The organism is Sphingomonas sp. MMS24-J45 (assembly GCF_044881195.1).
In the GTDB taxonomy this organism is placed as follows: Bacteria; Pseudomonadota; Alphaproteobacteria; order Sphingomonadales; family Sphingomonadaceae; genus Sphingomonas.
Genome location: NZ_CP173255.1, coordinates 1,385,945 through 1,410,155, shown reverse-complemented (window position 1 = coordinate 1,410,155; position 24,211 = coordinate 1,385,945). Strand labels below are relative to the sequence as shown.

The window sequence follows — 24,211 nt, the reverse complement described above, 5'->3', positions numbered from 1 at the left end:
TCAGAACGGACTCACCACGGAGAAGAAACGGCTGAGCCAGCCCTGGCGGCTGGCGCGGGCGACGTCGCCCTTGCCGGTATAGGCGATCTGCGCATCGGCGACGCGCGTCGACAGGACGCGATTGTCGGCATCGATATCGGCGACGCGGATCAGGCCCTTGATCTGGACGAATTCGTCGCCGCGGTTGAGCGTGACGCGCTTCTGCCCCTGGATCAGCATCGTGCCGTTGGGCAGGACCTGGCTGACCGTGACGCTGACTTCGCCCGACAGCGTGTTCGACTGGTCGGTCGCGCCTTGCCCGGTGAAGTTGCGCTTGCTGCTGAGGCTCGCATCGGTCCCCTGGAACAGCGCGAGGCTGCCGGTGGTCGGCGGCGTGATGCTGAGGCCGCCACCCGAATCGAGCTTCGAGCTGGCGGATTTGGAGGCGGCGGTGCGCTCGACCAGCACGATCGTCAGCGGATCGCCGACACGGCGCGCGCGCGTGCCTTCGTACAAAGCGGCATAGCCATCGGCGACCTGGAAGATCGACCCGGTCGGCACCGCCGGCGGCGGCGGCGGGGGCGGCGGCAGTGCGGCGGTAAAATCGACTGCCGGCTTCTTCTTGCCGAAAATGCTCGCGTCCGCCGCACCCGGTGCGAGTGCTGCGGTGACAAGGCAAGCGGCGCAGGCCGTGGCGAGAAGAGCGACTGACTTCATGCCACTAGCTACCGAAATGTTGGTTAACATATTGTAGCATTTCGTTGGTCGCCGAGATCATCTTCGAATTGACCTCATAGGCGCGCTGCGTCTCGATCATGTCGACGAGCTCCTCGACGACGTTGACGTTCGAGCCTTCGAGCTGCCCCTGGCGGATGTTGCCGCGCCCGTCCTGACCCGCAACGCCAAGGTTGGCGGCACCGCTGGCGGATGTTTCGACGAGGTAGTTATCGCCCTTGCTCAGCAGGCCGGCCGAATTGGGGAAGCTCGCGACCTGGATCTGGCCGAGCTCGGTCGAGGCGGCTTGGCCCGGGATCGTCGCCGAAACGGTGCCGTCGGTGCCGATCGTGATCGCGGTCGCGCCTTCGGGCACGGTGATGCCGGGCTGCACCTGATAGCCTTCGGAGGTGATCAGCAAGCCTTCGGGCGAGCGCGAGAAATTCCCCGCGCGGGTATAGCCGAGCGTGCCGCCCGGCATCTGCACCTGGAAATAGCCGTCGCCGTCGAGCGCGAGGTCGAGGCTGTTGTTGGTCTGCTGAAACGAGCCCTGCGTATCGATCCGCGCGGTCCCCTGAATCTTAACACCGGTGCCGAGGTTGAGGCCGGTGGCATATTTCGATTCCGCCGTGCTCGGCGCGCCGGGCGCGGTGACGGTCTGATAGGCGAGCGTCTCAAACGCGGCGCGATCCTTTTTGTACGCCGTCGTGTTCACGTTGGCGAGGTTGTTCGAAATGACGCGCATCCGCATGTCCTGGGCGTCGAGCCCGGTCCGCGCGATGTGCATGGCTGCACTACCCATGATCTATTCCTCTCAAGCCGGCAGGCGCATCAGGGACGCGCTGCTTTCATCCAATTCCTTGACCGATTTCATAAGGTTGGCCTGGACCTCATAGGCGCGCTGATTCTCGATCATGTCGACCAGCGCCTGCGTCATGTTGACGTTCGATCCCTCGAGCGTGCCCGTCTCGATCTTGGCGTCGAGATCGGCGGGCAGCACGCCGCCGCCCTTTACGTACAGCAAATTATCGGTGCCCTTGACCGTCTCGGTGCCCTTGGGGCTCGCAAGCTTGAGCGTGTCGATCACCTGCGGGTTGCGCGCGTCGCCGCCGACCGGGACGATCGAGATCTTGCCGTCGTTGGAGATCGAGATGCTCTGCAGCGGGGGCAAGGTGATCGGGCCCCCCGACCCGATGACCGGGAAGCCGTCGCCGGTTTGCAGCACGCCCGACGGCGCAATCTGCAGATCGCCGCGGCGGGTATAGGCTTCGGTTCCGTCGGTCGCCTGGACGGCGAGCCAGCTGTCGCCGGGAATCGCGATGTCGAGCGCGCGCCCGGTCTGCTGCATCGCCCCCGGCTTGCGATCGGCATCGGCGACCTCGGCCGAGGCCGGGGTGCGCGTGTCGAAATCGGAGCCCTGCAGCGACAGCCGGTCGAACACGACGCGGTCGGCGCGAAAGCCGATCGTGGAGGCGTTCGCCATATTGTTGGCGATCGCCGCCTGCGACGCGAGATGCGCCTTGAGGCCCGACGCCGCGGTATAGACCAATTTGTCCATGTGCTGCTCCGATTACGTCCCGCTCAACCCTGGATCTGGAAGATCGTTTGCGAGATCTGGCTGGCGGTATCGAGCGCCTTGGCATTCGCCTGGAAATTGCGCTGTGCCGCGATCAGGCTGACCAGTTCCTCGGTAATGTCGACGTTCGATCCCTCGAGCGTGCCCGACAAAAGCGAGCCGTAGCCATTCTCATTGGCGGCACCCATCGACGCCGCGCCCGAAATGCCGCTGGCCGACCAATAGCTGTTGCCGGTCTGGCGCAGGCCCGTCGGGTTGGCGAAATTGGCGAGCGCGACCTTGCCGAGATTTACCGTGTCGCCGTTCGAGTAATTGGCCGCGACGATGCCCTGCGCGTTGACCGTCACGCCGGCCAGTTCACCGACCGATGCGCCATCGGCGGTGCGCGAATCGACCGAGAAGGCGCTCGATTTCTGCGTCGATCCGGCCAGGCTGAAGGCGAGCGTCTGCGAGACCCCGCCCGTGGTCGGATTGAAGGCGTCGTAGCTGACCGGCGTGGTCGGCGCGGTGAGGTTGCCGCTCGCATCGAAGGTGACGGGCGTTCCCGCACTTGACCCGCCGACGCTCAGTGCCTGATCGCCGACATAGGAGTGGACGGTCCAGCTATTGCTGCCGGTGTGGACGTAATAATTGGTGAGCGTGCTCGCCTTGCCCGACGAATCGTAGATCGTCGTGGTGGTCGAGTTGTTGTAGCTCGACGCATTGGCGGGATCGAACGCGACGGTCGGCGTCGACGCGGCGGCGTAAAGATTGACCTTCAGCGCGACATTGCCGGTGGCCGCGGGCGTGCCGCTGGTTTCGGGCAGGTTGAGCGGGATGAGACCGTCCGCGCCGGTGGCGGTCGCATTGCCCTTGGCATCGACCGGATAGCCGAGCAGCGCCGAGCCTTGCGCATCGACGATGTTCTTGGTCGCGGGATCGACCTGGAACGCGCCGTTGCGGGTGTAGGCGGTCGTCGCGTTGAGCCCGGCGGTCTTGACCGCGAAGAAGCCGTCACCGCTGACCGTGAGATCGAGCGCCGAGCCGGTGGTCTTGAGATTGCCCTCGCTGAATTGCTGGCGGTTGCCCTTCACCACGGTGCCCGAACCGACGAGCTTGGTCGGATCGGTCGCGATGCTGGAGGCGATCACGTCGGCAAAATCAGTGCGGCTCTTCTTGAAGCCGTTGGTCGAGACGTTGGCGAGGTTGTGCGAGACGGTCGAAAGCTCGGTTTGCGCCGCCTGCAGGCCGCTCAAGGAAGTGTAGAAGGACATGGGAGTGGCTCCTTATCGAAGGGGAAAAGAGGGTTCAGCCGACCTGGCGTACGGCGCTGACGGCGACGGTGCCGAGACCCGGCACGGTAAGGGTGGGGCTGCCGCTGGCAGGCACCGAGACGGCGGCCACGGGCGCCCAGACGAGGCCGCGGCTGATCACCTTGGCTCCGGCATTGGCGGCGGACACCGCGACGGTGAAGGGGCCGGTTCCGGCTTCGGTGCCATCGGCGGTCTTGCCGTCCCAATCATAGGAAACGGTGCCGGCCTTCTGCGCGCCGAGCTGCAGCGTGTTGAGCACCTGACCGTTGGCATCGCGGATCGAGACGGTGACGTCGGTCGCATCGCCGTCCAGTTCGACAGCACCTGCCAGGCCGCCGCTGCTGCGGCCGTAGGCGGTGGCGCCCTCGGTCAGGATCGTCTTGCCGACATAGGCCAGTGCATCGGACGTGCTGGTCGCGCCCAATTTGGTCTGAATTTCCTTCAACGTCGCGCCCATGTCGGCGATGCCCGACGTGCTGGTGATCTGCGCGAGCTGCGCCACCATCTGGCTGTTGTCGGTGGGCGAAAAGGGATCCTGGTTCTGCAACTGCGCGGTCAGCAGCTTGAGGAAATCGGACGTGCCGAGCGACGAGGATTTCGCCGTCGCGGTAGCGGCCGTGCTGCTGGTCGAGCGGTTGATGCCGAGGCTGGTCAGCGTGGAATCGAACGTGGAGGCCATGATTTAGCGTCCCATCTTGAGGGTATCGAGGATCAGGGATTTCGCGGTCTGCATGACCTCGACATTGTTCTGGTAGCTGCGCGCGGTCTCCATCATGTCGACCAGCTCGCGCGTCTCATCGACCGCCGATTCCCAGACATTGCCGTCCTTGTCGGCCAGCGGGTGGGAGGGGTCGTAGCGCTTCTCCGGGGCTTCGCCCGCGGTCACGATGCTCTCGACATTGACCGTGGCGAGACCAGAGGCCTTGTCATATTCGGTGCGGAAGACGGGCTTGATCGTGCGGTAGGCGCTGTCCGCGCTCGACGTGACCGATCCTGCGTTGGCAAGGTTCGACGCGGTGGTGTTCATGCGCACGAGCTGCGCCGACATCGCGCGCCCGGCGACCTGAAAAATCGTGAGGGGTTGTTGGTCAGCCATGTTCATTCACCCTTCAGCGCGCGGGTGATCTGCCCGATGCGCCCGTTGAGGAAGGACAATGTCGTCTGATAGGCGACGGCGTTTTCGGCGAAGGCGGTCTGCTCGGTCGACAGCTCGACCGTGTTGCCGTCAAGCGAGGGCTGCGAGGGCACGCGATATTGCAGCGCGCTGCTGATCGACGTGCTGCCGCCTTGCTCGACCGCGGCGAGCGCCTTGCGGAAATCCACGTCCTGCGCCTTGAAGCCCGGGGTCGAGGCGTTGGCGATGTTCGACGCGAGCACACCCATGCGCTGCGAACGCACTTCGAGTGCCGCACCATGTACCCCGAAAAGACCCCCGGAAAGACCGTTGCTGGGCATCGCCCATCTCCTCACGCCCTATTGCGCGATGGGGTATCAGCAAAGGCCGTGCCAAATGCGTGTGGGGCGGGTGAAAAGGGGTTGGAAGGGGGTGGGGCGGCAAAGGCTTGCCGGTTGGCGGCAAGGGAGTTGCCGGTCCTTCCGTTACTCCGACCTTGTGCCGGGGGGCGCCGGGCGGCTGGCGCTGCGCAACACGGAGGGCGGCGCGTACGCGGTCAGGTCGACCTCGGCACAAGGCGGGGTGACGGTGAAGATGCGAACTGGCCCGCGCCTTGCAGAGCATTCGCGCGATGACACCGATGCTCGCTCCCTTTCTCGACCCAGTCGCCTTTGCCATCGTCGGCGGCGGAACGCTGGCCGCGGCGGTCCTGCGCACGCCCTCGCGCGATCTTCTCCGCGGGATCGGCGCGCTGGGCACGCTGTTTAGGCCGCGCTTCCAGGCCGACCCGCTGCTCGAACAGATCGGCGCGTTTGGCCGAATCGCGCGGCGGCATGGGGTGATGGCGCTCGACAAATCGGTCATTGCCGACCCCGACATGGCCGCCGCCGTCGCCGCGATCGTCGATGGCGCAAGCCCTGACGAACTCGCCGAATTGCTTCGCCAGCGCCACCGCGCGCGGACCGAGCGCGCCGTCGCCCTGTGCGAGCTGTGGAGTGCCGCCGCCGACACCGCGCCCGCGATGGGCATGGTCGGCACGCTGATCGGCCTGGTCGGCATGTTTGTGAAGATGCAGGACCCAGGCGCGATCGGCGCTGCGATGGCGGTCGCCTTGCTCGCCACGCTCTATGGCGCCTTGCTAGCCAATCTCGTGCTCGCGCCGATTGCCGCGCGCTTGCGCCGCCGCGCGCGCGATGAAGCGGTCGAGCGGCTGCGGCTCGATGCGCCTCTGATCGCGCTGGCGACACGCGAACAGCCGCGCTCTGCACATCTGGCGGAGGTCGCATGAGCGCGCTTCCGCTTGATCTGGAGCTGCCCGATGCCGCACCAGCGCGCCCGGTATGGCTGATGACGCTTGCCGATCTTGCGCTGCTGCTGGTCGGTTTCTTCGTGTTCCTGCAGGCGAGCCAGCAGCTCGACCAGCGCGCGCTCGCCAAGGGTATTCGCGAAGGATTCGGGGTTCAGGCCGCCGCGCCCGCCACGGAACCGATGGCAGTCTCTGCTGGATCGGTGGGCGCGTTTGCGCGCGGATCGGCGGTCCTGCCGCACGCGCCCGATGCGCTGATCGCCTGGGCGCGTAAATCAACCCGCGACAATCGCGTGATCCTGCGCGTCGCCGGCGCGGTCGATGGTAGCGCGGCCGACGTCGATCCGGTGACGAGCAGCGGCGCGGTGCTTGCCGCCGATCGCGCGCGCGCTGTCGCCACCGCGCTCATCCTGGCACGGGCCGTGCCCGCCGATCGCATCACGCTTTCCACCAGTCGGCCCGGTCGCCGAGTCGTCACCGTCACCACCGGCTTTGCCGCACTGACTGCTGGGGTCCGGCAATGATCTGCCGCCCGGCAACCCGCCTTTGCCGCTTCATCCAGGGATAAAGCCATGCTGCGTACCTTCGCCTTTCTTTCCGTAGCGATCGCGGCCCCGCTCGCCGCCGCGCCGACCTTTCAGGATACCGCCGCGATCGACCGCGCGGTTGCCGCCTTTGCCGGGCACGGCATTGGCGAGGAGGGCGGTGCGCGCACGCCGGTCGACAGCCGATTGAGGCTCGCCACCTGTCCGATGGTGTCGATGGCGTGGCGTTCCGACGCGCACGACGCTGTTGTGGTGAGCTGCACCGGGCCCGAATGGCGGCTTTTCGTGCCGATGCGGATGCCCGCGACGGCACCGAAGGCGGCCGCGCCGCTCGTCATCGAGCCGACCAACGCGCCGCAGCCGATCCGTCCGGTCTATGTCATCAAGCGCGGCGATCCCGTGACGATCAGCGCCGGTTCACCCGGCTTCACCATCACGCGCGAAGGCGTCGCCGCGGGCGACGCGATTGCGGGCGGGCGGTTCCTGGTGAAGGTCGATCAGACGCGCGCGCCGGTTCAGGCGGTGGCGATTGCCGCTGGCCGCGCGACCCTGCCCGGCTGGACCGAATAAATCGTGCAAGCACTTCTTAAGGTTCGGCGCGACCGGTCGTTTCTACTCCTGTCAGCGAAACCGCATAGGTGCAGGCATGATAGAGTCGATCGGATCCAAGGCTGGAATAGGGGCGGTGACGCCGCAGGACCGGCTGGTCGTGCCCATTACGCCTGCGTCGCCAGCCGCCAATGCCGCCGCCCGGCCAAGCGAAGCCGTTACCCGGCAGCTCGAACTGTCGGCGTTGGCGTTCGATTTCGGCAAGGCAGCACCCGTCGATGAAAAGCGAGTCGAGGAAGTGAAGCGCGCTGTGCGCAACGGCACCTATCCGATCACGCCGGAAACGATCGCGGACCGGATGCTGGCGCTGAAACTCTATTGGAGCCCGAAGAAATGACGGTCGCGGGTACCACCCGGCGCGATGCGTTGATCGCGGTGATCGAGGCGCTCCATGCGGAGATCGCCGCGCTCAAGGTGAACGACGTCGCCGCGCTGGAGACGGCAACGCAGGAAAAGCTCGCGGCGATCGAGGCGGTGGCGGCGTTCGGCACTGCGCCCGCAGGCGAGGAGCTGCGCGGCCTGGCCGAGGAAGCGCAGCGGTTGAACGATACCTGTCGGATCTACGTGAACCTGATGGCGGCAAATGTTCGCCGCCGCCTGCAAACCTTGACCGGTGCGGCAGGCGTTGCCGTGGGGAGCGCGCCGGGAACGGTGTATCGCCCCGGCATGGGGATGGCCGCCTACGCGTGACCTTCCTCCCCTCCCTGGAATGGAGGGGATTGAGGGGTGGGTTGCTTTCAGTAGCAACGTCACGCCCGCCCCACCCCGACCCACCCCCCACCCCCTCCCTTCCAGGGAGGGGAGCTCAATAGAAAAATGGCACGGCTCTTGCTGATATCGCCCTGAACATGGGCAATTCAGCCGGGGACCGATGCCTTTCAACCCACTCACGATCCTGAACGGAGCCGTCAACGAGGCGAAGACCCTCGGCGGCGGTGCGGTGCGCAATGCCATCGCCAATGCCAGTCAGAAGACCGGGGTCGATTTCAACTATCTGCTCGGGCAGGCAAAGCTCGAAAGCGGGCTGCGCGCTGATGCCAAGGCAGGCACGTCGAGCGCGCGCGGGCTGTATCAGTTTATCGAGCAAAGCTGGCTGCGCGTGGTCAAGGCGCATGGCGCGGAGCACGGCCTGGGTTGGGCGGCGAACGCCATCACCACCACCGCAAGCGGCCGCGCGACCGTGGCCGACCCGGCAATGCGCAAGGCGATTCTCGATCTGCGCAAGGACCCCAATGCGGCTTCATTGATGGCGGCCGAACATGCCAGCGACAATAAGAGCGCGCTGGAAACCGCGACCAGGCGCAGCGCGACCGGCACCGATCTCTACATGGCGCATTTCCTCGGGCTCGGCGGGGCGCGGAACTTCCTGACCGCGATGCAGTCCAATCCCGATCGCAGCGGCGCGGCAATGTTCCCGGCGGCGGCGCGCGCCAACCGTAGCGTGTTCTTCGACGCCAGCGGCAGCGCGCGGTCGCTCTCCGAAATCTACAGCCGTTTCACCGCCAAGCTCGAAAAGAGCGTCGACGGCGCGAGCCTGCCGACGATGACCCCGGCGCTGATGACGACGCGGCTGGGGGAATGGGGCGCCGATGTCATCCCCGGCAATGACGAGGGATCCACCTCGGATGCTGCGGTGTGGGCGCAATCGACGCTCGAACGGCTGAATGGGACTGCCGGTCAGCCAGCCCGCGTCGAAACCGCAAGCCTGCTGCGTCCGACGCCGAACACCGCACGGCTGGCGTACATGATGCTGGCGAGCCTGGGAGCGTAACGCGTGGCGATTGCACCGAATTCCGGTCTCAAATCGGGCGGCGTGCTGCCGCTGCTGCGCTCCGCCGCCTTGCCGATCGCGATCCTGCTGCTGGTCGTGTTGATGGTCGTGCCGATCCCCTCGGCGATGCTCGACATCTTCTTCATCATGAACATCACGATCAGCCTTGCGGTGTTGATGGTTAGCCTCAACGCGCAGAAGCCGCTCGATTTCTCGGCCTTCCCGACCGTGCTGTTGTTCGCGACGCTGTTCCGCCTGTCCTTGAACGTCGCCTCCACGCGCGTCGTGCTGGTGCACGGGCATGAGGGAGAGGGCGCTGCGGGCCATGTGATCGAGGCGTTCGGCACCTTCCTGATCGGCGGCGACTACGTCGTCGGCCTGTTCGTCTTCGCGATCCTGGTGATCATTAACATGATCGTGGTGACCAAGGGCGCGGGGCGCGTGTCGGAAGTCTCCGCGCGCTTCACGCTCGACGCCTTGCCCGGCAAGCAGATGGCGATCGACGCCGATCTGAACGCCGGCCTGATCACGCCCGAGGAGGCCAAGACGCGCCGCGTCGAAGTCGCGACCGAGGCGGATTTCTACGGTTCGATGGACGGTTCGTCGAAGTTCGTGAAGGGCGATGCGGTCGCGGGCCTGCTGATCCTTGCCGCCAACATCATCGGCGGCTTGATCCTTGGGCCGGTCAGCCACGGCATGTCGATTGCCGATGCTGCGCACAATTATGTGCTGCTCGCGATCGGCGATGCGCTCGTCGCGCAGATCCCGTCGCTGATGCTGTCGATCGCGGCCGCCGCGATCGTGACGCGCGTTACCTCGAGCATGGATCTGGCGGGCCAGATCGGCAGCCAGTTCGGCTCGGCGCGCACCTGGACGCCGGTTGCGATCATCCTTGCCTTGCTCGGCGTGATGCCGGGAATGCCGCATCTGGTGATCCTGCCCGCTGCAGCCCTTGCCGGGTTCGCGGCGTGGCGGATGCGCCAGGCGGCACTGCGCCCGGCATCGGTCGTCACCGCACCCGCCGAGCCGGTCGACTATTCGAAGATCAGCTGGGACGAAGTGTCCGACACGATGCAGGTCAATCTCGACATCGGCTATGGCCTGGTGCCGCTGGTTGATGAGCGTCGCGGTGCGCCGCTGATGGGGCGGATCACCGGCGTGCGGCGGCAATTGTCGAAGGACATGGGCTTCGTCATCCCGCAAGTGCGCGTGCGCGACGACATCAATCTGCCGCCGTTTGCCTATCGCATTCTGGTCGGTGGCGTGGTGGTCGGCGAGGACAGCGTGTCGCCCGATGAAATGCTCGCGCTCGACACCGGCCAGGCCGTTGGCGGCCTGATGGGCAAGCGCGCCAAGGACCCGACCTTCGGGCTGGACGCGGTGTGGATCGCGGCGGGCGATGCCGATGCCGCGACGGGGGCGGGCTATCTCGTGGTCGATCCGGGCACGGTGGTCGCGACGCACCTCAATCATCAATTGAGCACGCACGCTTCCGAACTGCTCGGCGCGGACGATGTGCAGGCGCTGCTCGACGGCCTGAAGGAGCGCAACCCGCAACTGGTCGCGTCGCTGTCGCCCAACCCGCTGCCGCTCACCACGCTGACGCAGGTGCTGCGCGGGCTGCTGGCCGAGAACATCCCCTTGAAGGAATTCCGCCGCATCGCCGCCGCCATCGCGGTCGCCGCGCAGAAGACGCTGGATGCCGAGGATATTATCGAGGCGATCCGCCCCGAACTCGGCGGGCTGATCATCGGCAAGCTGTGCGGCGTGCGCGAGCCGCTGCGCGTAATGACGCTGGAAGGGCAGCTCGAAGGGCTGCTCGGCCAGGCGCTGCGCAACGATCCGTCGCGCCGCCACACGATCGAGCCCGATCTCGGCCGCCGCATCGTCGATGCGCTGCAACGCGCGGCGCAGCCTTTGGTCGACGAGGCCAAGCCGTTCGCACTGGTCGTCCAGCCCGCGATCCGCCTTGCCATCCGCAAGCTGGTCAAGACCGTCCTGCCCGATTTGCCGGTGATGAGCTTCTTCGAAGTGCCCGAGGAAAAGGCCGTCGAAGTCGTCGCCGTGATCGGAGCCCCCGGAGCCCTCCCCGCATGACCGCACAGCCCCAATTCGCCGCCTTTGCGGAGGCTATGCCGCTGACCTACGGCCGCACCGCCGCGCCCGATCTGAACGCGCTTGCCCGCAAGCACTTGCCGCTGGTGCGCCGGATCGCCTGGCATGTGCATGGCAGCATGTCCTCCGCGGTCGAGGTCGAGGACCTGGTGCAGATCGGGCTGGTCGCTTTGGTTGAGGCCGCGAATGCTTTCGAGGATCGCGGACAGGTGACGTTCGAGCAGTATCTCGCCACGCGCGTGCGCGGGTCGATGATCGATGCGCTGCGGCGTTCGGCGACGCTGACGCGCGGCGCGATGCAACGCAAGCGGGTTTATACGCAGACCATTGCGGCGCTCAGCGCGGAACTCGGCCATGCGCCTGATGAGGCGCAGGTCGCATCGCGGATCGGGGTCAGCCGGGAGAAGCTGCGGCTGGAATACGCCAACGCCCAGCCGATGCGCTTCGAGCCGATCGATGAGGTCTATTCCGACGAAGGCCCGTGGTTCGCGAGCGACGAGCCCGATGCGTTCGCGCAGCTATCGGAGGGCGAGGAGCGCGACACGCTGATCGCGGCGATCGCGTCCTTGCCGGAGCGCGAGGCGCTGGTGATCCAGCTTTACTATGTCGAGGAGTTCAATCTCGAGGAGATTGGCGAAGTGATCGGGGTGGGCGCGGCGCGGATCTGCCAGATCAAGGCCTCGGCGCACGCGCGGTTGAAGAAGGCGATGTTGCGGCGGGGGTAGGGGCGTCGCGGAGCTACGTCAGTGGCTGGTGTTGATGCTAACCCGATTTGGCGCTTTCTTTCTTCAATGCAGACTTTCTGCGAGATCGTATTCCAATGTCCAGAAAGAGCCAACAGTCCGATCGCTGATGCCGATAAGGTGACAACGATGACGAAGCTCCTCAACTTGGGCTGAAAAATCAACCTATACAGCCAAATGGAACCTATGAGGCAGGCGATTGGAAGCGCGAGCTGCGCGAACACATAGAGCCCGCTTTCCGGTTGGCAGGGAATCGCAGTTCGGAGGAGTAGGAAGCCAAGCGACGCCAATGTCGCCAGCAACAGCAAGAAGCTGAGAATCACAGATAGAGCTGGCACAAGCCAACGTTCGAACATGAGCTCAGACTAGCGGCGACCTGCATTACCGCAAGTGGGACGACAGCCCCCCAACCGTCACCCCTGCCTAGAGCCGGGGCCCATCCATCCGCGAGCGCGTCGATCGCCTTCGGAGCGTTGCGCTTGCTGCACTATGGGCCCCGGCTCAAGGCCGGGGTGACGGGGGGAGTGCGGGATCCCCTCTCCGTTCGTTTCGAGCGTAGTCGAGAAACAGGCAACACGCGCTGCGCGGGGTTTCTCGACTTCACTCGAAACGAACGGTGGCGGGAGAGACCCCGATCGTCAGCCGATCAACAACCCCGCCAGCGCCGCCGACATGAGGTTCGCCAGAGACCCCGCCGCCAGCGCCTTCAACCCCAGCTTGGCGATCATCGGGCGCTGGTTGGGGGCAAGGCTCCCGGTCACCGCCATCTGGATCGCGATCGAGGAGAAATTGGCGAAACCGCACAAAGCAAAGGTCACCACCGCGATGGTGTGCTCGCTCAGCCCCTTTTGCGTGCCGAGGCTGATGTACGCCACGAATTCGTTGAGCACGATCTTCTGCCCGAACAGGCCGCCAGCGATCTGCGCTTCGTTCCACGGGATGTTGAGCAGGAACATGATCGGCGCGAACACCGTGCCGAGCAGCCCCTGGAAGCTAAGTGCCGGATAGCCGAACCAGCCGCCGATCCCGCCGAGGATGCCGTTGGCGAGCGCGACCAAAGCGACGAACGCCAGCACCATCGCGCCGACCGCGACCGCGAGCTTGACGCCGGTCTGCGCCCCTTGCGCTGCCGCCATGATGATGTTGGCGGGCTTTTCCTCGTCATGGCTCGCCTGCGGCATCGGCTCGCCGGGCGTGCCTTCGGGGAGGAGGGCGGCGGGGCCGGGGCCGCTGATCCGCGTCTCGGCCAGCTTGATCTGCTCCTCGGGATGGTCGCCGAGCGGCAATTCACCCTGGCGCTGCGGCTCGTCGGGCATCATGATCTTGGCCATCAGGATACCGGCCGGTGCGGCCATGAAGCTCGCCGCCAAGAGATATTCGATGCGGATCCCCATCGACGCATAGGCCGCGAGGATCGTGCCTGCGACGCCGGCCATCCCGCTGGTCATCACGGTGAAGAGCTGCGCCGGGGTGAGGCCAGCGAGATAGGGCCGGATGACGAGCGGCGATTCGCTTTGCCCGACGAAGATATTGGCGGCGGCGCACAAGGCCTCGACCTTCGACACGCCGATCACCGCCTCGATCGCGCCGCCGAGCCAGCGCACGACGAACTGCATGATGCCGAGATAATAGAGGATCGACACCAGGCTGGCGAAGAAGATGATCACCGGCAGTGCCGCGATCGCGAAGCTGTTGCCGCCGATCTCGGGCTTGGCGAGCGGGCCGAACAGGAAATCGACGCCGTTATGCGCATAGCCGAGCAGATTGGAGACGCCGCCCGACAGGAATTGCAGCGCCGCGACCCCGGCGGGGATCTTCAGCACCAGCACCGCGATGCCGACTTGCAACGCGAACGCCGCGCCGACGACGCGCAGCCGGATCGCCCGGCGGTTGTTCGACAGCAGGAGCGCGAGGCCGAGAATGACGGCTATGCCTAGGATGCCGATCGTAAAAGAGCCCATGAACTGCGTCACTCGCGTTTGAATTCGCCCACGCGGCCCCCCCGCGCGAAAGCGCGCACCATACAGCGTGCGGTGTCGGGGGCTAGTGCAAGATGCGCACCTCCATCACGAACGGAGGAACCGACGGAAAGGGCGCACATGCACCTGGACGTTTGACGCCCGCGCGAAACCGGCTAGCGTTGCCGGGATGGAAACACCTGCTCATACCGCGACCAGCGGCATCCCGCGTTCGCTCTTCGCTTTTTCGATCTTTTATGGCGGCATGGTCTGCATCGCCGGGGTGCTCGGCAACAAGCAAGTGACGCTGGGGCCGATCTCGGCGCTGGGGCCAATGGTCGGGTTGGGGCCCCTGGCGGTCGAGGCGGGGATTTTCGCCTTCCTGCTGCTGGTGGTGGTGTCGAGCGCGGTGGCCGAGCTGCATGGCCGTACCGTTGCCAACACGCTGGTGCGGATCGGTTTCGTGCCGCTGATCGCCTCGATCCTGCTGTCGATCGTCGTGCTCGCCGCGCCCGCCGCGCCCGATATGGATCCGGCGCGGCGCGACGCCTTTGCGCTAATGATGGGCGGCACGCCGCGCATCTGGGCGGGCGGGATCGTCGCTTACGGCATTTCGCAGACGCTCAACGTCACGATCTTCAGCTGGCTGCGCAGCGGCAGCGCGGGCGGCGGCGGGCTGTTGTGGCTGCGCGCCGGTCTGGCCAGCATGTTGAGCCAGGTGGTCGATACCCTGCTGTTCGTGTCGATCGCCTTCTGGGGCGTGTTCCCGATCGGCCAGTTGCTTGCGGGGCAGATGCTGACCAAGGTGGTGTTGTCGGCTTTGCTGGTCCCGCCGCTGATCTATCTCGCGGTGGGGATCGGGCGCTGGTTGGATCGCACTTGAAAATTCCCCTCCCGCTTGCGGGAGGGGCTAGGGGAGGGCATGGCGCGTACAGGCCCTCCCCCAGCCCCTCCCGCAAGCGGGAGGGGAGTAAGAAGATGCTTTCATGACCGACCACAGCCCCGCCCCCGAACTTCTCGCCAAGGCCGAAACGCTCGTCGAGGCGCTGCCGTACATGCAGCGGTACGCCGGCAAGACCTTTGTCGTGAAATATGGCGGGCACGCGATGGGTGATCCCGAACTCGCGCGCGATTTTGCAGAAGACGTCGTGCTGATGAAGGCGGTCGGCATCAACCCGGTGGTGGTGCATGGCGGGGGCCCGCAGATCGGCGCGATGCTGAAGCGCCTCGGCGTCGAGTCGCGCTTCATCGATGGCTTGCGCGTCACCGATGCCGAAACCGCACAGATCGCCGAAATGGTGCTGGCTGGCAGCATCAACAAGGAAATCGTCGGCTGGATTGGCCAGGCGGGCGGCCGCGGCGTCGGCATTTCTGGCAAGGACGCAAATCTGGTCCTCGCCGAAAAGGTCGGCGGACGGCGCGAGCCCGATCCCAATTCGGGGATCGAGCGGCACGTCGATTTGGGCTTCGTCGGCGATCCCGTCGCGGTCGATCCGTCGATCCTGATCAACCTCGCGCGCGACGGTTTTATCCCGGTGGTGGCACCCGTCGGACTCGGGGCCGATGGTGCGACCTACAATATCAATGCGGATACGATGGCCGGTGCGATCGCCGCGGCCCTGGGCGCGGAGCGATTGTTCATGTTGACCGACGTGGTGGGCGTGCTCGACAAGAGCGGCGAATTGCTGACCGATCTCGTGCCCGACGATGTGGCACGCTTGCGCGCCGACGGCACGATCAGCGGCGGGATGATCCCGAAGCTTGAAACCTGTGTCCAGGCGGTCGAGGGCGGGGTCGACGCCGCGGTCATCCTCGACGGGCGCGTGCCGCATGCGATGCTGCTGGAAATCTTCACCAAGCGCGGTGCTGGTACGCTGGTGCGGCGGTGACGCGCAGGCTTGCCGTGCCTACATCCTGTCGTGTATTAATCTCTTAATCCACTGGAGAGCGTTTTGGCCTCTTTCTTCATCATGATCCTGAACATCGTCCAGATTCTGCTGGATGTCGCGTGGTGGATCATCTTCGTCCAGTTCATCCTGTCGATCCTGATCTCGTTCAACGTGATCAACACCTATTACGACTTCGTCCGCGGCACCTGGAACGGCCTCAATGCCGTGACCGAACCGGTCTACCGGCCGATCCGGCGGATGCTGCCCGATACCGGCACGCTCGATTTCGCGCCCCTGATCGTCCTGATCCTGATCCGGATTATTAGCGGCGCGGTCTTGCCTTGGCTCTACCAGATGGTGTCAAGCGCCGGGTGAGGCGTCTGGCGTAGGGTTCGCCGCGCAGGATTGGGGGAAAGGCGACATGACGGCGACGATAATCGACGGTAAGGCGTTTGCGGCTGGCCTGCGCGGACGCGTCGCCGAGCGGGTCGCGGCTTTCGTCGAGCAGGCCGGACGCGCGCCGGGGCTGGCGGTGGTCCTGGTCGGCGAAGATCCCGCATCGGCCGTCTATGTTCGCAACAAGGGCCGCGCGACGCGCGAGGCCGGGATGGTCAGCGTCGAGCACCGTCTGCCCGCCGACGTGCCGCAGGACGCGCTGATCGACCTGGTCGATGCGCTCAACGCCGATCCCGCGATCGACGGCATCCTCGTGCAATTGCCGCTGCCGTCGCAAATCGACGAGCGCGCGGTGCTGATCCGGATCGATCCGGACAAGGATGTCGATGGTTTCCACCCGGTCAATGCCGGACGGCTGGCGACGGGGATGGCGGGGTTCGTGCCGTGCACGCCGCTTGGCTGCGTGATGCTGCTGAAGGATCAGCTCGGCGATCTGAGCGGGCTCGACGCGGTCGTGATCGGCCGGTCGAACATCGTCGGCAAGCCGATGGCGCAATTGCTGATCGCGGAAAGCTGCACAGTCACGGTCGCGCATTCGCGCACGCGCGACCTCTCCAGCGTGGTGAAGCGCGCCGATATCGTCGTCGCTGCGGTGGGCCGTGCGCAGATGATCAAGGGCGACTGGATCAAGCCGGGCGCGACCGTGATCGACGTCGGCATCAACCGGACCGAGGCTGGCCTTGTCGGCGATGTCGATTTCGCAGGCGCAATGGGCGTGGCGAGCGCGGTCACGCCGGTGCCGGGCGGGGTCGGCCCGATGACGATCGCGTGCCTGCTGCGCAACACGTTGGTCTCTGCCGAGCGGCGCGCGGGCGTGGCCGCGGATCCGGCCTTGTGATCGAACTCTACATCTCCTCGCTGATCACCTTTTTCGTGGTGATCGACCCGCCGGGGTGCGCACCGATCTTTGCCGGGCTGACCAGCGGGGCGAGCGTGGCGCATCGCAGGGCGATGGCGTTGCGTGCGGTGCTGGTTGCTGCCGCGATCCTGTTCGTGTTCGCGTTATTCGGCGAGGATTTGCTGCGCGGCCTCGGCATCAGCCTCGCCTCGTTCCGCATTGCAGGCGGGATCATGCTGTTCCTGATCGCGCTCGAAATGGTGTTCGAAAAGCGCACCGAACGGCGCGAGGATCGCGGCGCCAAGGTCGCCGCGACGCCGGAGGTCGAGGATGTGTCGATTTTCCCGATGGCGATGCCGATGATCGCCGGGCCGGGGTCGATTGCCTCGGTCATGCTGCTGATGAGCCGCAACGAGGGGCTCGAGCGTTCGATCGTGATCCTCGGTGCGCTCGCGACGATCCTACTGCTGACGCTCGCGGCGCTGCTCGCGGCGGGGCCGATCATGCGCGTGCTGGGCGCTAAAATCGAAGCTGTGATCACGCGGCTGCTTGGCGTGCTGCTCGCGGCGCTGGCGGTACAGTTCGTGATCGACGGGGTGAAGATCAGCCTCGCCTAAACCGACCGCAGGCTATTTGATCTGCCACAGCCGCAGCGGCGACTTCTTCGGCATTGGCAGCGGTTCGAGCCAGTCGAACTCTTTGCGATGCGCCAGCTGGTCGTAGAAGCCACCGGGTGCCCGCGCGCGGTAGATCGTCGATTCGGCCATGTTCGGACACACCAGCAGCAGTGTCGCGCCGTGGCGCTTGGCGATCGTGCGGAAATTGTCGGGCGTGCCGGAGAACGCGTGCTGCACGTCGAGGATCGCATCGCCATTGCGGTGATACGGCCCGGCCACGGCATTGTGGTGCGTGATCGTGATGATCCGCGGACCCAGATCGACGAAGCTGAAGATCGTCTGCGCCGGGTAGCGGTCGAGCGGGCGCAAAGCGGTCATCGTCGGACAATTGCCGCTGGCGCGATCGACGATCTGCGTGCGCTTGTCGGGGCGGTCGATCGGCAGGAAGCGGATCGCAAGACCCGCGAACAGCCCCGATCCGATCAGCAGGATCACCGCGACCGTGCCGAGCACGCGCACCAGCGCCGAATTGCGGCGCTGGAACCACGGCACCAGCATCCACCCGAGCGCAACCGCGCCCGGAACCGCGAGCATCTGCGCGGCTGGGCCGGCGCGCGCCTGCCACAACAGCAGCAAGGCGGCACCGGTTACGAACAACAGCACCGTGGCCCACGCCAGGCCCAGTGCCGTGCCGCGCGCGCGCCACGTCGCTACGCCTGCGCCGATCACGCCGACTACTGGCAGCACCGCGACCGGAAAGGCGATGCGGAACGGATGCGAATAGATCGGCCGCGCCTCGCGGATCATGTTCAGCCAGTTCTTCTGCAATTCGGGCGAGGCCTGTTCGGGCCGACCGAGGCATTGCGGGAACACGAGCGCGAAGCCGATCACGATCACCGCCCCCGCCGCCACCGCGAGCCCAAGCCGGACCCAGCGATTCTGCGGGTTCGCCCAGGCCAGCGCGAAGAGCAGTGCGCCTGCCACGACCATCACGCTCAGCCACACCGGCGTCAGCGCATCGCAGCGCAGCACGGCATTGGCGTAGGACGCGAACAGCGCATAGCCAAGCGCGCTCCCTGCGCCGAGCGTCAGTGCATAGAGCGTCAGGCGCGGTGCCTCGGCGCGATTCCATACCCAGCGCAAGCTCAGGATCGAGCCCGCGATCGCCGCATAAGGCAGCATTTCCAGCCCGATCGACAGCGACACCGCGCTGGCCAGCCCGACGATCGCTCCGCCGCGCATCCCCTTGGGGTCGGACAGGCCCGCAACGGTCAGGCTCAGCATCGCGAGTTGCCAGCCGTGATGGTCGATCCGCTCGGGCATATACATCAGCAGCGTGGCGGAGCAGCACAGCAGCAGTACGATCGCGACCGGCCAGGCGTACGGGCTGACCAGCCGCCGCACGGTGACCCCGATGCCGAGGAAGGTGATCGCCAGCGGCAACAAGGGCGCGATGCCGCAGGCCAGCATCTCCGCCTCACGCGCGCCCACGAACGGGCGCAGCAGCAGGATCAGCCCGGCGATCGGCAGATCGACGATCCGGCTCCAGTGCATGTCGAAACCGCCCGGCGGGTTCAGGCGATATTGGCGCAGATCATACCAGCCCTGCCCGCCGAGCCAGGCGCGGACTTGCATCAGGCGCATATTGTCGTCGGTGTCGCCGAGCTGGAGGAAATGGATCCCGGTCCAGCGCTGGGCCACGAAATACACCGCCACGCCGAACCAGGCGAGCAGGGTGAGGAAGACCCAGTCGCGCTCCAGTGCGCGGGTGTACCGGCTGTATCCGTGCAAAACGCTTCCCTCCACCATCATCGCGCTCTACTGGCGCAACCGTAAAGGGCAAGAGAACGTGACGGCATTTCACCGCCAAATGGAACAGATGCGCGCGAGCGGGATGCTCGGCGAGGTGCTGCGCTTCGGCATCTCGGGCGGCATCACGACGCTGATCTATATCGCCGTCTATTGGCCGCTGACGCACTATGTGTTCGAACAGCGGCACGCCGTGTACGCCGTGCCCTTCGCCTTTGCCGTCGCGGTGACGGCGGGCTTTTTCCTGCACAGCCGGTGGAGCTTCAAGGGTCACGAGACGCGCGATCCCGATCCGCTGCGCCACGTCAAATTCGTCGCCGTGCAGGCGTCGGGCGTCGCGCTCAACGGGTTGATCACCTGGATCGGCACGGCCAAGCTCGGCTATGCGCCAATGGTGCCGTTGCTGCCCGCGGTCGCGTGCGCGACGGTCTTCACTTTTTTCCTCAACCGCCAGCTGGTTTTCAAATAATGGTCTCAGATATGAAGAAGCGCGCCTGATGGACCGTATCGTCTACGATCGCATGGCGGCGCATGATTCGACGCATTGGTGGTACCGCGCGCGGCGCGACATCCTCGCCGATTACCTCGCGCGCGAAGGGGGCTTGCCCAAGGATGCGCGCATCCTCGAGATCGGCTGCGGCACGGGGCACAATTTGCCGATGTTGGCGGCCTTTGGCACGGTCGAGGCGATCGAGATCGACCCCGCCGCGCGCGCGATTGCCAGCGAACGGCTCGGCAAGCCAGTCGGCGCGGCGCCGCTGCCCGAATTGCCGGGGATCGAACGCGGGGCCTATGATCTGATCGCCGTGCTCGACGTGGTCGAGCATATCGAGGACGATGTCGCGGCACTGAAAGCGATGGGCGACTGTTTGAAGCCCGGCGGCAAGATCCTGATCGCGGTGCCCGCGCACCAATGGATGTGGAGCGCGCACGATGTGGTGAACCACCACCACCGGCGCTATTCGAAAGCGACGCTCGCCGCTGCGATCGGCAAGGCCGGGCTGAAGCATAACGGTTTGCGCTGGTTCAACTCGCTGTTGTTCCCGCTGGCGGCGGCGACTCGGATCGCGGGGCGGCTGCGCGGCAAGGACGATAGCGACGATTCGCCGCCGCCGCCGGTGCTCAACACGCTGTTCGAGCGGATTTTCCGAATCGAGCGGCATCTGGTGGGACGGGTGCCGCTCACGCCCGGTGTCTCGATCGTGACGCTGGCTTCGGTGAAATAGCCACGTCCTGCGCTCCTGCCTGCGCGGGAGCACGGCGCCTTTACGATGTAGCGGCTGTCGCTTCGGTCGGCGCACCACCCTCTGCATCGGTCGGCTCGGCCCGAAATCCCAGCGTCGCGCGCCCCTGCACCGGTCCGACCACATCGGCGACCAGATAGAGCGGGCGGCGCTTCGATTCGACGTAAAGCCGTCCCAGATATTCGCCGATCATGCCGAGCACGAACATCTGAAAGGCTCCGAGCAGCACGACGACAAGCATCGTCGAGGTCCAGCCCGCGACCGCGCTGCCGCTGAAGAAGCCGACCGCGATATAAAGGAACAGCAATAGCGACGCGGCGGTCAGCGCAAGGCCGAGATGGCTGGCGAAACGCAAGGGTGCGGTCGAAAAGCCAGTGACCGCATCGAGCGCCAGGCGAATCATCTTGCCGAGCGGATAATTGGTTTCCCCGGCGTGCCGTTCGGCGCGATCATAGGGAAAGGGGATCTGCTTGAACCCGACCCAGGCGACCATGCCGCGGATGAAGCGCGCCTGTTCGGGCATCGCCAGAAAAGCGTCGAGCGCCCGACGGCTCATCAAGCGGAAATCGCCGGTGTCGAGCGGGATCGCGGTATCGGTAACGCGATCGAGCAAGCGATAGAAAGCCGCGGCGGTCGCTTTTTTGAACAAGGTCTCGCCCTCGCGCGAGCGGCGCACGGCATAGACCACGTCGGCGTCCGCCGCCGCCATCGCCGCGCGCATGTCGGCAAGCAATTCGGGCGGATCCTGCAAATCGGCATCGATGATCAGGATCTGCGCGCCGGAACACAGGTCGAGCCCCGCGGTCAGCGCCAGTTGGTGGCCGTGATTGCGCGACAGGTTGATCACCACCAGCCGCGGATCGCTCGCGGCGAGGCGCTGCATGACGGGCCACGTGTCGTCCTTCGATCCGTCATTGATGAACAGGATTTCGTAATCCTCCCCCACCGCCGCGCGCGCCGCCGCCGAAACGCGGGCGTGCAGGACATCGAGACAGGCCGCCTCATTGTAACAGGGGATGACGACGGAGAGCGCTGGACGGATCATGAATTGCCCATAGCGAATCCGTTTCGGTGCGTCATGATGAACTTGCGGGCAGGCAGGCACGCATTCACACGCGCGTCACGGCGTTGACGGCGTCCGCCGCGCGCAACGCGCCGATCACGTGCATCAGATGGTGCACGTCGTGCACCTCAAGGTCGATCGTGTTGGTGTGATATCCGGTATCACGATTGTCGAGCCGGAGGTTGACGATATTGGCCTTTTGCGCGCCGATGATCGTGGCGATCGTGCCGAGCGCGCCGGGCTCGTTCTTGACCTCGAGCGAGATGCGCGCGGTGGCGCCCTCGGTCTTGTCGCCCCAGGAGAGATCGACCCAATCGGCATCGTCGGCAGACGCGAGCACGGGGCAATCGATCGTGTGCACCTCGATCCCGGCGTCGGGCCGACGCAGGCCGACGATGCGGTCGCCGGGGACGGGGTGGCAGCATTCGGCGAGATCGAACGCGACTCCTGCGGTCAGCCCGCGGATCGAAATGGCAGAGGATTGCGGCGGCAGATCGCGCAGGGCGTCCGCCCCGGCCGACCCCGGCATCAGCGCTTCCATGACCGCGCGATCGGGGATCCGGCGGCGCGCGATCGCCTCGAGCAGGGCGGCTTCGTCCGGGACTTTCAGCCGCTGCATCGCCATCGCCATCGCATTGGCGGCAAGCGGGGCGGGCAGGCGGGAGACGAGCTCGTCGTACATCTTGCGCCCGAGCGATTGCGTCTCGTCGCGTTCCTTTTGCCGCAGATGGCGGCGGATTGCCGCGCGGGCCTTGCCGGTGATGGCGAAGTTCATCCAGCCGGGCTGAGGTTCCTGGGCCTTCGATCTCAGGATTTGGACTTGGTCGCCATTTTCGATGACGGTGCGCAGCGGCACGACGCGGCCGTTGATCTTGGCCCCCACGGCCTGGTCGCCAAGGTCGGTGTGGACGGCGTAGGCGAAGTCGATCGGCGTGGCGCCCTTGGGCAGCTGATGCAGTTCGCCCTTGGGCGTGAAGGCGAAGATGCGATCCTGATACATCGCCATCTTGGTGTGCTCGAGCAGCTCCTCGGGGCTCTCTGCGGTATCGAGGATTTCGACCAGATCGGTGATCCAGCTATGCTGGGTGTCGGGCCGCACCTTGTTCTGCTTGTAGGCCCAGTGTGCGGCGAGACCGATCTCGGCCTCCTCGTGCATTTCAGGGGTGCGGATCTGGATTTCGACGCGGGTATTGTCGGCGTGGATCACCGAGGTGTGCAGCGAACGGTATCCGTTGCGCTTGGGGGTCGAGATATAGTCCTTGAAACGCCCCGGCACCATCGGCCAGCGGCGGTGGATCGTGCCAAGTGCGGCGTAACACGCCTCCTCTGTGGGCACGATCGCGCGAAAGGCCATGATATCGGAGAGCTGTTCGAAGCTGATGTGCCGCTCGGCCATCTTGCGCCAGATCGAATAGGGATGCTTCTCGCGGCCCGAAATGTCGGCTTCGAGCCCCGCGCGCGACAGCAGCAGTTTCAGCCCGGATCCGATTTTGGCGATGCGATCGCCGCCGCCTTCCTTCAACTGCGCCAGGCGGCGGGTGATCGATTCATACGCTTCGGGTTCGAGCTGGGCGAAGGCGAGCGTCTGCATCTCCTTCATGAATTCGTACATGCCGATCCGCTCGGCGAGCGGGGCGTAGATGTCCATCGTCTCGCGCGCGATGCGGCGGCGCTTCTCCTCATTCTTGATGAAGTGGAGCGTGCGCATATTGTGCAGCCGGTCGGCCAGCTTGACCAGCAACACGCGAATGTCATCCGACATCGCCAGCAGGAATTTGCGCAAATTTTCGGCGGCGCGCTCGTTCTCGGTCTGCGCCTCGATCTTGCTGAGCTTGGTCACGCCATCGACCAGCCGCGCCACGCTCGGCCCGAACAGGCGCGTGATCTCCTCAGGCGTGGCTACGGTATCCTCGATCGTATCGTGCAGGATCGCGGTCGCGATCGTCTCGTCGTCGAGGTGCAGATCGGTCAGGATGCCGGCGACTTCGATCGGATGGCTGAAATACGGGTCGCCATTGGCGCGCTTCTGACTGCCATGCGCCTGCATCGAAAAGACGTAGGCGCGGTTGAGCAGCGCCTCATTGGCGTTTGGATCGTAATCGAGGACGCGATCGACGAGTTCGTACTGACGCAGCATTGGGTTCAAGATGGCGTTGCGGAACGCTGCTTTGCAACATGTTTGCGCATCGACCCCAAGAAAAAGCCCCTCCCGCGCGGGCGCGGAAGGGGCGAATCCTGCTTGGAGCGAGAGCTTACTTCGCGCGCGCGTTGCACTTTTCGAGCGAAGCGGCATCGAACGCCTGGCCACCGGCGGTGAAGGATGCGAGCTTGCCGGTGCTCTTGGCGACCAGTTCGCACATGATCGCGTCGCGCTGCGTCGCCTTGTTCGCGATGAAGGCCGCCGTGTTCCACTTCCACACCGTGCCGCTGGTGATCAGCGTGGTCTTGGCGGGCGCGGTTACCGGAGTCGCGGCATAATAGGGTGCCTCGCCGGCAGTGGCAGCGACCGGGCTGAGCAGAGCGGCGGAGAGGATGGCGGCAGCAGCGAGCGAAAGCGGGCGGATCATGGGGAG

At 65.7% G+C, this 24,211-nt stretch carries 27 protein-coding genes; 15 read left to right on the top strand and 12 right to left on the bottom strand.

The window, feature by feature from the left end; translation table 11 throughout:
* From AB5I39_RS07155 to AB5I39_RS07125, 7 genes are read right to left on the bottom strand one after another with little or no spacing between them, the layout of a single operon-like run.
* A complete protein-coding gene (locus tag AB5I39_RS07155; RefSeq protein ID WP_404373004.1) occupies positions 1–696 on the bottom strand; it encodes a flagellar basal body L-ring protein FlgH in 696 nt (231 codons plus the stop codon).
* Positions 697–700: 4 nt separating this feature from the next.
* Positions 701–1,495, bottom strand: coding sequence for a flagellar basal-body rod protein FlgG (flgG, locus tag AB5I39_RS07150; protein WP_404373002.1), 795 nt, complete (start codon positions 1,493–1,495; stop codon positions 701–703).
* 12 nt (positions 1,496–1,507) lie between these two features.
* Complete coding sequence (flgF, locus tag AB5I39_RS07145) at positions 1,508–2,251, bottom strand: flagellar basal-body rod protein FlgF (protein ID WP_404372999.1); 744 nt, start codon at positions 2,249–2,251, stop codon at positions 1,508–1,510.
* Between the two features lie 23 nt (positions 2,252–2,274).
* Positions 2,275–3,522, bottom strand: a complete 1,248-nt coding sequence (locus AB5I39_RS07140) for a flagellar hook protein FlgE (protein ID WP_404372996.1) — start codon at positions 3,520–3,522, stop codon at positions 2,275–2,277.
* A 34-nt stretch (positions 3,523–3,556) separates the two neighbouring features.
* Entirely contained in the window at positions 3,557–4,240 is a 684-nt protein-coding gene (locus AB5I39_RS07135; protein ID WP_404372994.1) for a flagellar hook assembly protein FlgD, read from the bottom strand.
* Between the two features lie 3 nt (positions 4,241–4,243).
* Entirely contained in the window at positions 4,244–4,657 is a 414-nt protein-coding gene (gene flgC, locus AB5I39_RS07130) for a flagellar basal body rod protein FlgC (RefSeq protein WP_404372991.1), read from the bottom strand.
* Positions 4,658–4,659: 2 nt separating this feature from the next.
* The gene (locus AB5I39_RS07125; RefSeq protein WP_404372988.1) at positions 4,660–5,016 is read right to left on the bottom strand and encodes a flagellar basal body rod protein FlgB; all 357 of its coding nucleotides are present in this window, start codon (positions 5,014–5,016) and stop codon (positions 4,660–4,662) included.
* A gap of 290 nt (positions 5,017–5,306) precedes the next feature.
* On the opposite strand from AB5I39_RS07125, the gene AB5I39_RS07120 reads away from it, so the two are divergent.
* The 8 genes from AB5I39_RS07120 to AB5I39_RS07085 all read left to right on the top strand — a co-directional run bounded on the left by AB5I39_RS07120 (position 5,307) and on the right by AB5I39_RS07085 (position 11,746).
* Entirely contained in the window at positions 5,307–5,963 is a 657-nt protein-coding gene (locus AB5I39_RS07120; protein WP_404372985.1) for a motility protein A, read from the top strand.
* The gene (locus AB5I39_RS07115) at positions 5,960–6,505 is read left to right on the top strand and encodes a flagellar motor protein MotB (RefSeq protein ID WP_404372983.1); all 546 of its coding nucleotides are present in this window, start codon (positions 5,960–5,962) and stop codon (positions 6,503–6,505) included. The genes AB5I39_RS07120 and AB5I39_RS07115 overlap by 4 nt, the downstream gene beginning before the upstream one ends.
* Positions 6,506–6,553: 48 nt before the next feature.
* Positions 6,554–7,096, top strand: a complete 543-nt coding sequence (locus AB5I39_RS07110) for a flagella basal body P-ring formation protein FlgA (RefSeq protein WP_404372980.1) — start codon at positions 6,554–6,556, stop codon at positions 7,094–7,096.
* Between the two features lie 76 nt (positions 7,097–7,172).
* Positions 7,173–7,472, top strand: coding sequence for a flagellar biosynthesis anti-sigma factor FlgM (gene flgM, locus AB5I39_RS07105; protein ID WP_404372977.1), 300 nt, complete (start codon positions 7,173–7,175; stop codon positions 7,470–7,472).
* Positions 7,469–7,825, top strand: a complete 357-nt coding sequence (locus tag AB5I39_RS07100) for a flagellar protein FlgN (RefSeq protein ID WP_404372975.1) — start codon at positions 7,469–7,471, stop codon at positions 7,823–7,825. The genes flgM and AB5I39_RS07100 overlap by 4 nt, the downstream gene beginning before the upstream one ends.
* A 181-nt stretch (positions 7,826–8,006) precedes the next feature.
* On the top strand, positions 8,007–8,906 hold the full coding sequence (locus AB5I39_RS07095; protein ID WP_404372972.1) for a lytic transglycosylase domain-containing protein: 900 nt from the start codon (positions 8,007–8,009) through the stop codon (positions 8,904–8,906).
* A gap of 45 nt (positions 8,907–8,951) precedes the next feature.
* Positions 8,952–11,003, top strand: coding sequence for a flagellar biosynthesis protein FlhA (gene flhA, locus AB5I39_RS07090; protein WP_404374052.1), 2,052 nt, complete (start codon positions 8,952–8,954; stop codon positions 11,001–11,003).
* The gene (locus AB5I39_RS07085) at positions 11,000–11,746 is read left to right on the top strand and encodes a sigma-70 family RNA polymerase sigma factor (protein ID WP_404372969.1); all 747 of its coding nucleotides are present in this window, start codon (positions 11,000–11,002) and stop codon (positions 11,744–11,746) included. The genes flhA and AB5I39_RS07085 overlap by 4 nt, the downstream gene beginning before the upstream one ends.
* Positions 11,747–12,402: 656 nt before the next feature.
* On the opposite strand, the gene AB5I39_RS07080 is transcribed toward AB5I39_RS07085, so the two are convergent.
* Complete coding sequence (locus AB5I39_RS07080) at positions 12,403–13,725, bottom strand: NupC/NupG family nucleoside CNT transporter (protein WP_404374050.1); 1,323 nt, start codon at positions 13,723–13,725, stop codon at positions 12,403–12,405.
* A gap of 187 nt (positions 13,726–13,912) precedes the next feature.
* On the opposite strand from AB5I39_RS07080, the gene AB5I39_RS07075 reads away from it, so the two are divergent.
* The 5 genes from AB5I39_RS07075 to AB5I39_RS07055 all read left to right on the top strand — a co-directional run bounded on the left by AB5I39_RS07075 (position 13,913) and on the right by AB5I39_RS07055 (position 17,522).
* A complete protein-coding gene (locus tag AB5I39_RS07075) occupies positions 13,913–14,605 on the top strand; it encodes a queuosine precursor transporter (protein WP_404372966.1) in 693 nt (230 codons plus the stop codon).
* Between the two features lie 103 nt (positions 14,606–14,708).
* Positions 14,709–15,611 carry an acetylglutamate kinase gene (gene argB / locus AB5I39_RS07070; RefSeq protein ID WP_404372963.1) on the top strand — a complete coding sequence of 301 codons (903 nt, stop codon included), beginning with the start codon at positions 14,709–14,711 and terminating at the stop codon, positions 15,609–15,611.
* A 63-nt stretch (positions 15,612–15,674) separates the two neighbouring features.
* Positions 15,675–15,986 (top strand): YggT family protein, encoded by a 312-nt coding sequence (locus AB5I39_RS07065; protein WP_404372961.1) that lies wholly within the window; start codon positions 15,675–15,677, stop codon positions 15,984–15,986.
* A gap of 46 nt (positions 15,987–16,032) precedes the next feature.
* Complete coding sequence (gene folD / locus AB5I39_RS07060; RefSeq protein WP_404372958.1) at positions 16,033–16,905, top strand: bifunctional methylenetetrahydrofolate dehydrogenase/methenyltetrahydrofolate cyclohydrolase FolD; 873 nt, start codon at positions 16,033–16,035, stop codon at positions 16,903–16,905.
* Positions 16,902–17,522 carry a MarC family protein gene (locus AB5I39_RS07055; RefSeq protein ID WP_404372955.1) on the top strand — a complete coding sequence of 207 codons (621 nt, stop codon included), beginning with the start codon at positions 16,902–16,904 and terminating at the stop codon, positions 17,520–17,522. Before folD ends, AB5I39_RS07055 begins: the two co-directional genes overlap by 4 nt.
* A gap of 12 nt (positions 17,523–17,534) precedes the next feature.
* On the opposite strand, the gene AB5I39_RS07050 is transcribed toward AB5I39_RS07055, so the two are convergent.
* Entirely contained in the window at positions 17,535–19,313 is a 1,779-nt protein-coding gene (locus AB5I39_RS07050; protein WP_404372951.1) for an AcrB/AcrD/AcrF family protein, read from the bottom strand.
* Between the two features lie 58 nt (positions 19,314–19,371).
* Here AB5I39_RS07050 and AB5I39_RS07045 point away from each other — a divergent pair, with 58 nt between their 5' ends.
* The gene (locus AB5I39_RS07045) at positions 19,372–19,800 is read left to right on the top strand and encodes a GtrA family protein (protein ID WP_404372948.1); all 429 of its coding nucleotides are present in this window, start codon (positions 19,372–19,374) and stop codon (positions 19,798–19,800) included.
* Positions 19,801–19,828: 28 nt separating this feature from the next.
* A complete protein-coding gene (locus AB5I39_RS07040) occupies positions 19,829–20,557 on the top strand; it encodes a class I SAM-dependent methyltransferase (RefSeq protein ID WP_404372945.1) in 729 nt (242 codons plus the stop codon).
* Between the two features lie 40 nt (positions 20,558–20,597).
* Here AB5I39_RS07040 and AB5I39_RS07035 read toward each other — a convergent pair whose 3' ends face one another.
* The 3 genes from AB5I39_RS07035 to AB5I39_RS07025 all read right to left on the bottom strand — a co-directional run bounded on the left by AB5I39_RS07035 (position 20,598) and on the right by AB5I39_RS07025 (position 24,205).
* The gene (locus AB5I39_RS07035) at positions 20,598–21,620 is read right to left on the bottom strand and encodes a glycosyltransferase family 2 protein (RefSeq protein ID WP_404372942.1); all 1,023 of its coding nucleotides are present in this window, start codon (positions 21,618–21,620) and stop codon (positions 20,598–20,600) included.
* Positions 21,621–21,684: 64 nt separating this feature from the next.
* Positions 21,685–23,775 (bottom strand): RelA/SpoT family protein, encoded by a 2,091-nt coding sequence (locus tag AB5I39_RS07030; RefSeq protein WP_404372939.1) that lies wholly within the window; start codon positions 23,773–23,775, stop codon positions 21,685–21,687.
* A gap of 115 nt (positions 23,776–23,890) precedes the next feature.
* Positions 23,891–24,205, bottom strand: coding sequence for a CC_3452 family protein (locus tag AB5I39_RS07025; protein WP_404372936.1), 315 nt, complete (start codon positions 24,203–24,205; stop codon positions 23,891–23,893).
* Positions 24,206–24,211 lie beyond the last annotated feature (6 nt).

What these genes read in the sequence shown, in the direction of transcription:
- AB5I39_RS07125 (WP_404372988.1), bottom strand. Translation starts at nt 5,016, where the DNA reads ATGCCCAGCAACGGTCTTTCCGGGGGTCTTTTCGGGGTACATGGTGCG.
- AB5I39_RS07040 (WP_404372945.1), top strand. Translation starts at nt 19,829, where the DNA reads ATGGACCGTATCGTCTACGATCGCATGGCGGCGCATGATTCGACGCAT.
- AB5I39_RS07035 (WP_404372942.1), bottom strand. Translation starts at nt 21,620, where the DNA reads ATGATCCGTCCAGCGCTCTCCGTCGTCATCCCCTGTTACAATGAGGCG.
- AB5I39_RS07030 (WP_404372939.1), bottom strand. Translation starts at nt 23,775, where the DNA reads ATGCTGCGTCAGTACGAACTCGTCGATCGCGTCCTCGATTACGATCCA.
- AB5I39_RS07110 (WP_404372980.1), top strand. Translation starts at nt 6,554, where the DNA reads ATGCTGCGTACCTTCGCCTTTCTTTCCGTAGCGATCGCGGCCCCGCTC.
- AB5I39_RS07155 (WP_404373004.1), bottom strand. Translation starts at nt 696, where the DNA reads ATGAAGTCAGTCGCTCTTCTCGCCACGGCCTGCGCCGCTTGCCTTGTC.
- AB5I39_RS07115 (WP_404372983.1), top strand. Translation starts at nt 5,960, where the DNA reads ATGAGCGCGCTTCCGCTTGATCTGGAGCTGCCCGATGCCGCACCAGCG.
- AB5I39_RS07075 (WP_404372966.1), top strand. Translation starts at nt 13,913, where the DNA reads ATGGAAACACCTGCTCATACCGCGACCAGCGGCATCCCGCGTTCGCTC.
- AB5I39_RS07085 (WP_404372969.1), top strand. Translation starts at nt 11,000, where the DNA reads ATGACCGCACAGCCCCAATTCGCCGCCTTTGCGGAGGCTATGCCGCTG.
- AB5I39_RS07100 (WP_404372975.1), top strand. Translation starts at nt 7,469, where the DNA reads ATGACGGTCGCGGGTACCACCCGGCGCGATGCGTTGATCGCGGTGATC.
- AB5I39_RS07135 (WP_404372994.1), bottom strand. Translation starts at nt 4,240, where the DNA reads ATGGCCTCCACGTTCGATTCCACGCTGACCAGCCTCGGCATCAACCGC.
- flgF (WP_404372999.1), bottom strand. Translation starts at nt 2,251, where the DNA reads ATGGACAAATTGGTCTATACCGCGGCGTCGGGCCTCAAGGCGCATCTC.
- AB5I39_RS07140 (WP_404372996.1), bottom strand. Translation starts at nt 3,522, where the DNA reads ATGTCCTTCTACACTTCCTTGAGCGGCCTGCAGGCGGCGCAAACCGAG.
- AB5I39_RS07095 (WP_404372972.1), top strand. Translation starts at nt 8,007, where the DNA reads ATGCCTTTCAACCCACTCACGATCCTGAACGGAGCCGTCAACGAGGCG.
- flgG (WP_404373002.1), bottom strand. Translation starts at nt 1,495, where the DNA reads ATGGGTAGTGCAGCCATGCACATCGCGCGGACCGGGCTCGACGCCCAG.
- flgM (WP_404372977.1), top strand. Translation starts at nt 7,173, where the DNA reads ATGATAGAGTCGATCGGATCCAAGGCTGGAATAGGGGCGGTGACGCCG.
- AB5I39_RS07080 (WP_404374050.1), bottom strand. Translation starts at nt 13,725, where the DNA reads ATGGGCTCTTTTACGATCGGCATCCTAGGCATAGCCGTCATTCTCGGC.
- AB5I39_RS07120 (WP_404372985.1), top strand. Translation starts at nt 5,307, where the DNA reads ATGACACCGATGCTCGCTCCCTTTCTCGACCCAGTCGCCTTTGCCATC.
- AB5I39_RS07025 (WP_404372936.1), bottom strand. Translation starts at nt 24,205, where the DNA reads ATGATCCGCCCGCTTTCGCTCGCTGCTGCCGCCATCCTCTCCGCCGCT.
- folD (WP_404372958.1), top strand. Translation starts at nt 16,033, where the DNA reads ATGACGGCGACGATAATCGACGGTAAGGCGTTTGCGGCTGGCCTGCGC.
- argB (WP_404372963.1), top strand. Translation starts at nt 14,709, where the DNA reads ATGACCGACCACAGCCCCGCCCCCGAACTTCTCGCCAAGGCCGAAACG.
- flgC (WP_404372991.1), bottom strand. Translation starts at nt 4,657, where the DNA reads ATGGCTGACCAACAACCCCTCACGATTTTTCAGGTCGCCGGGCGCGCG.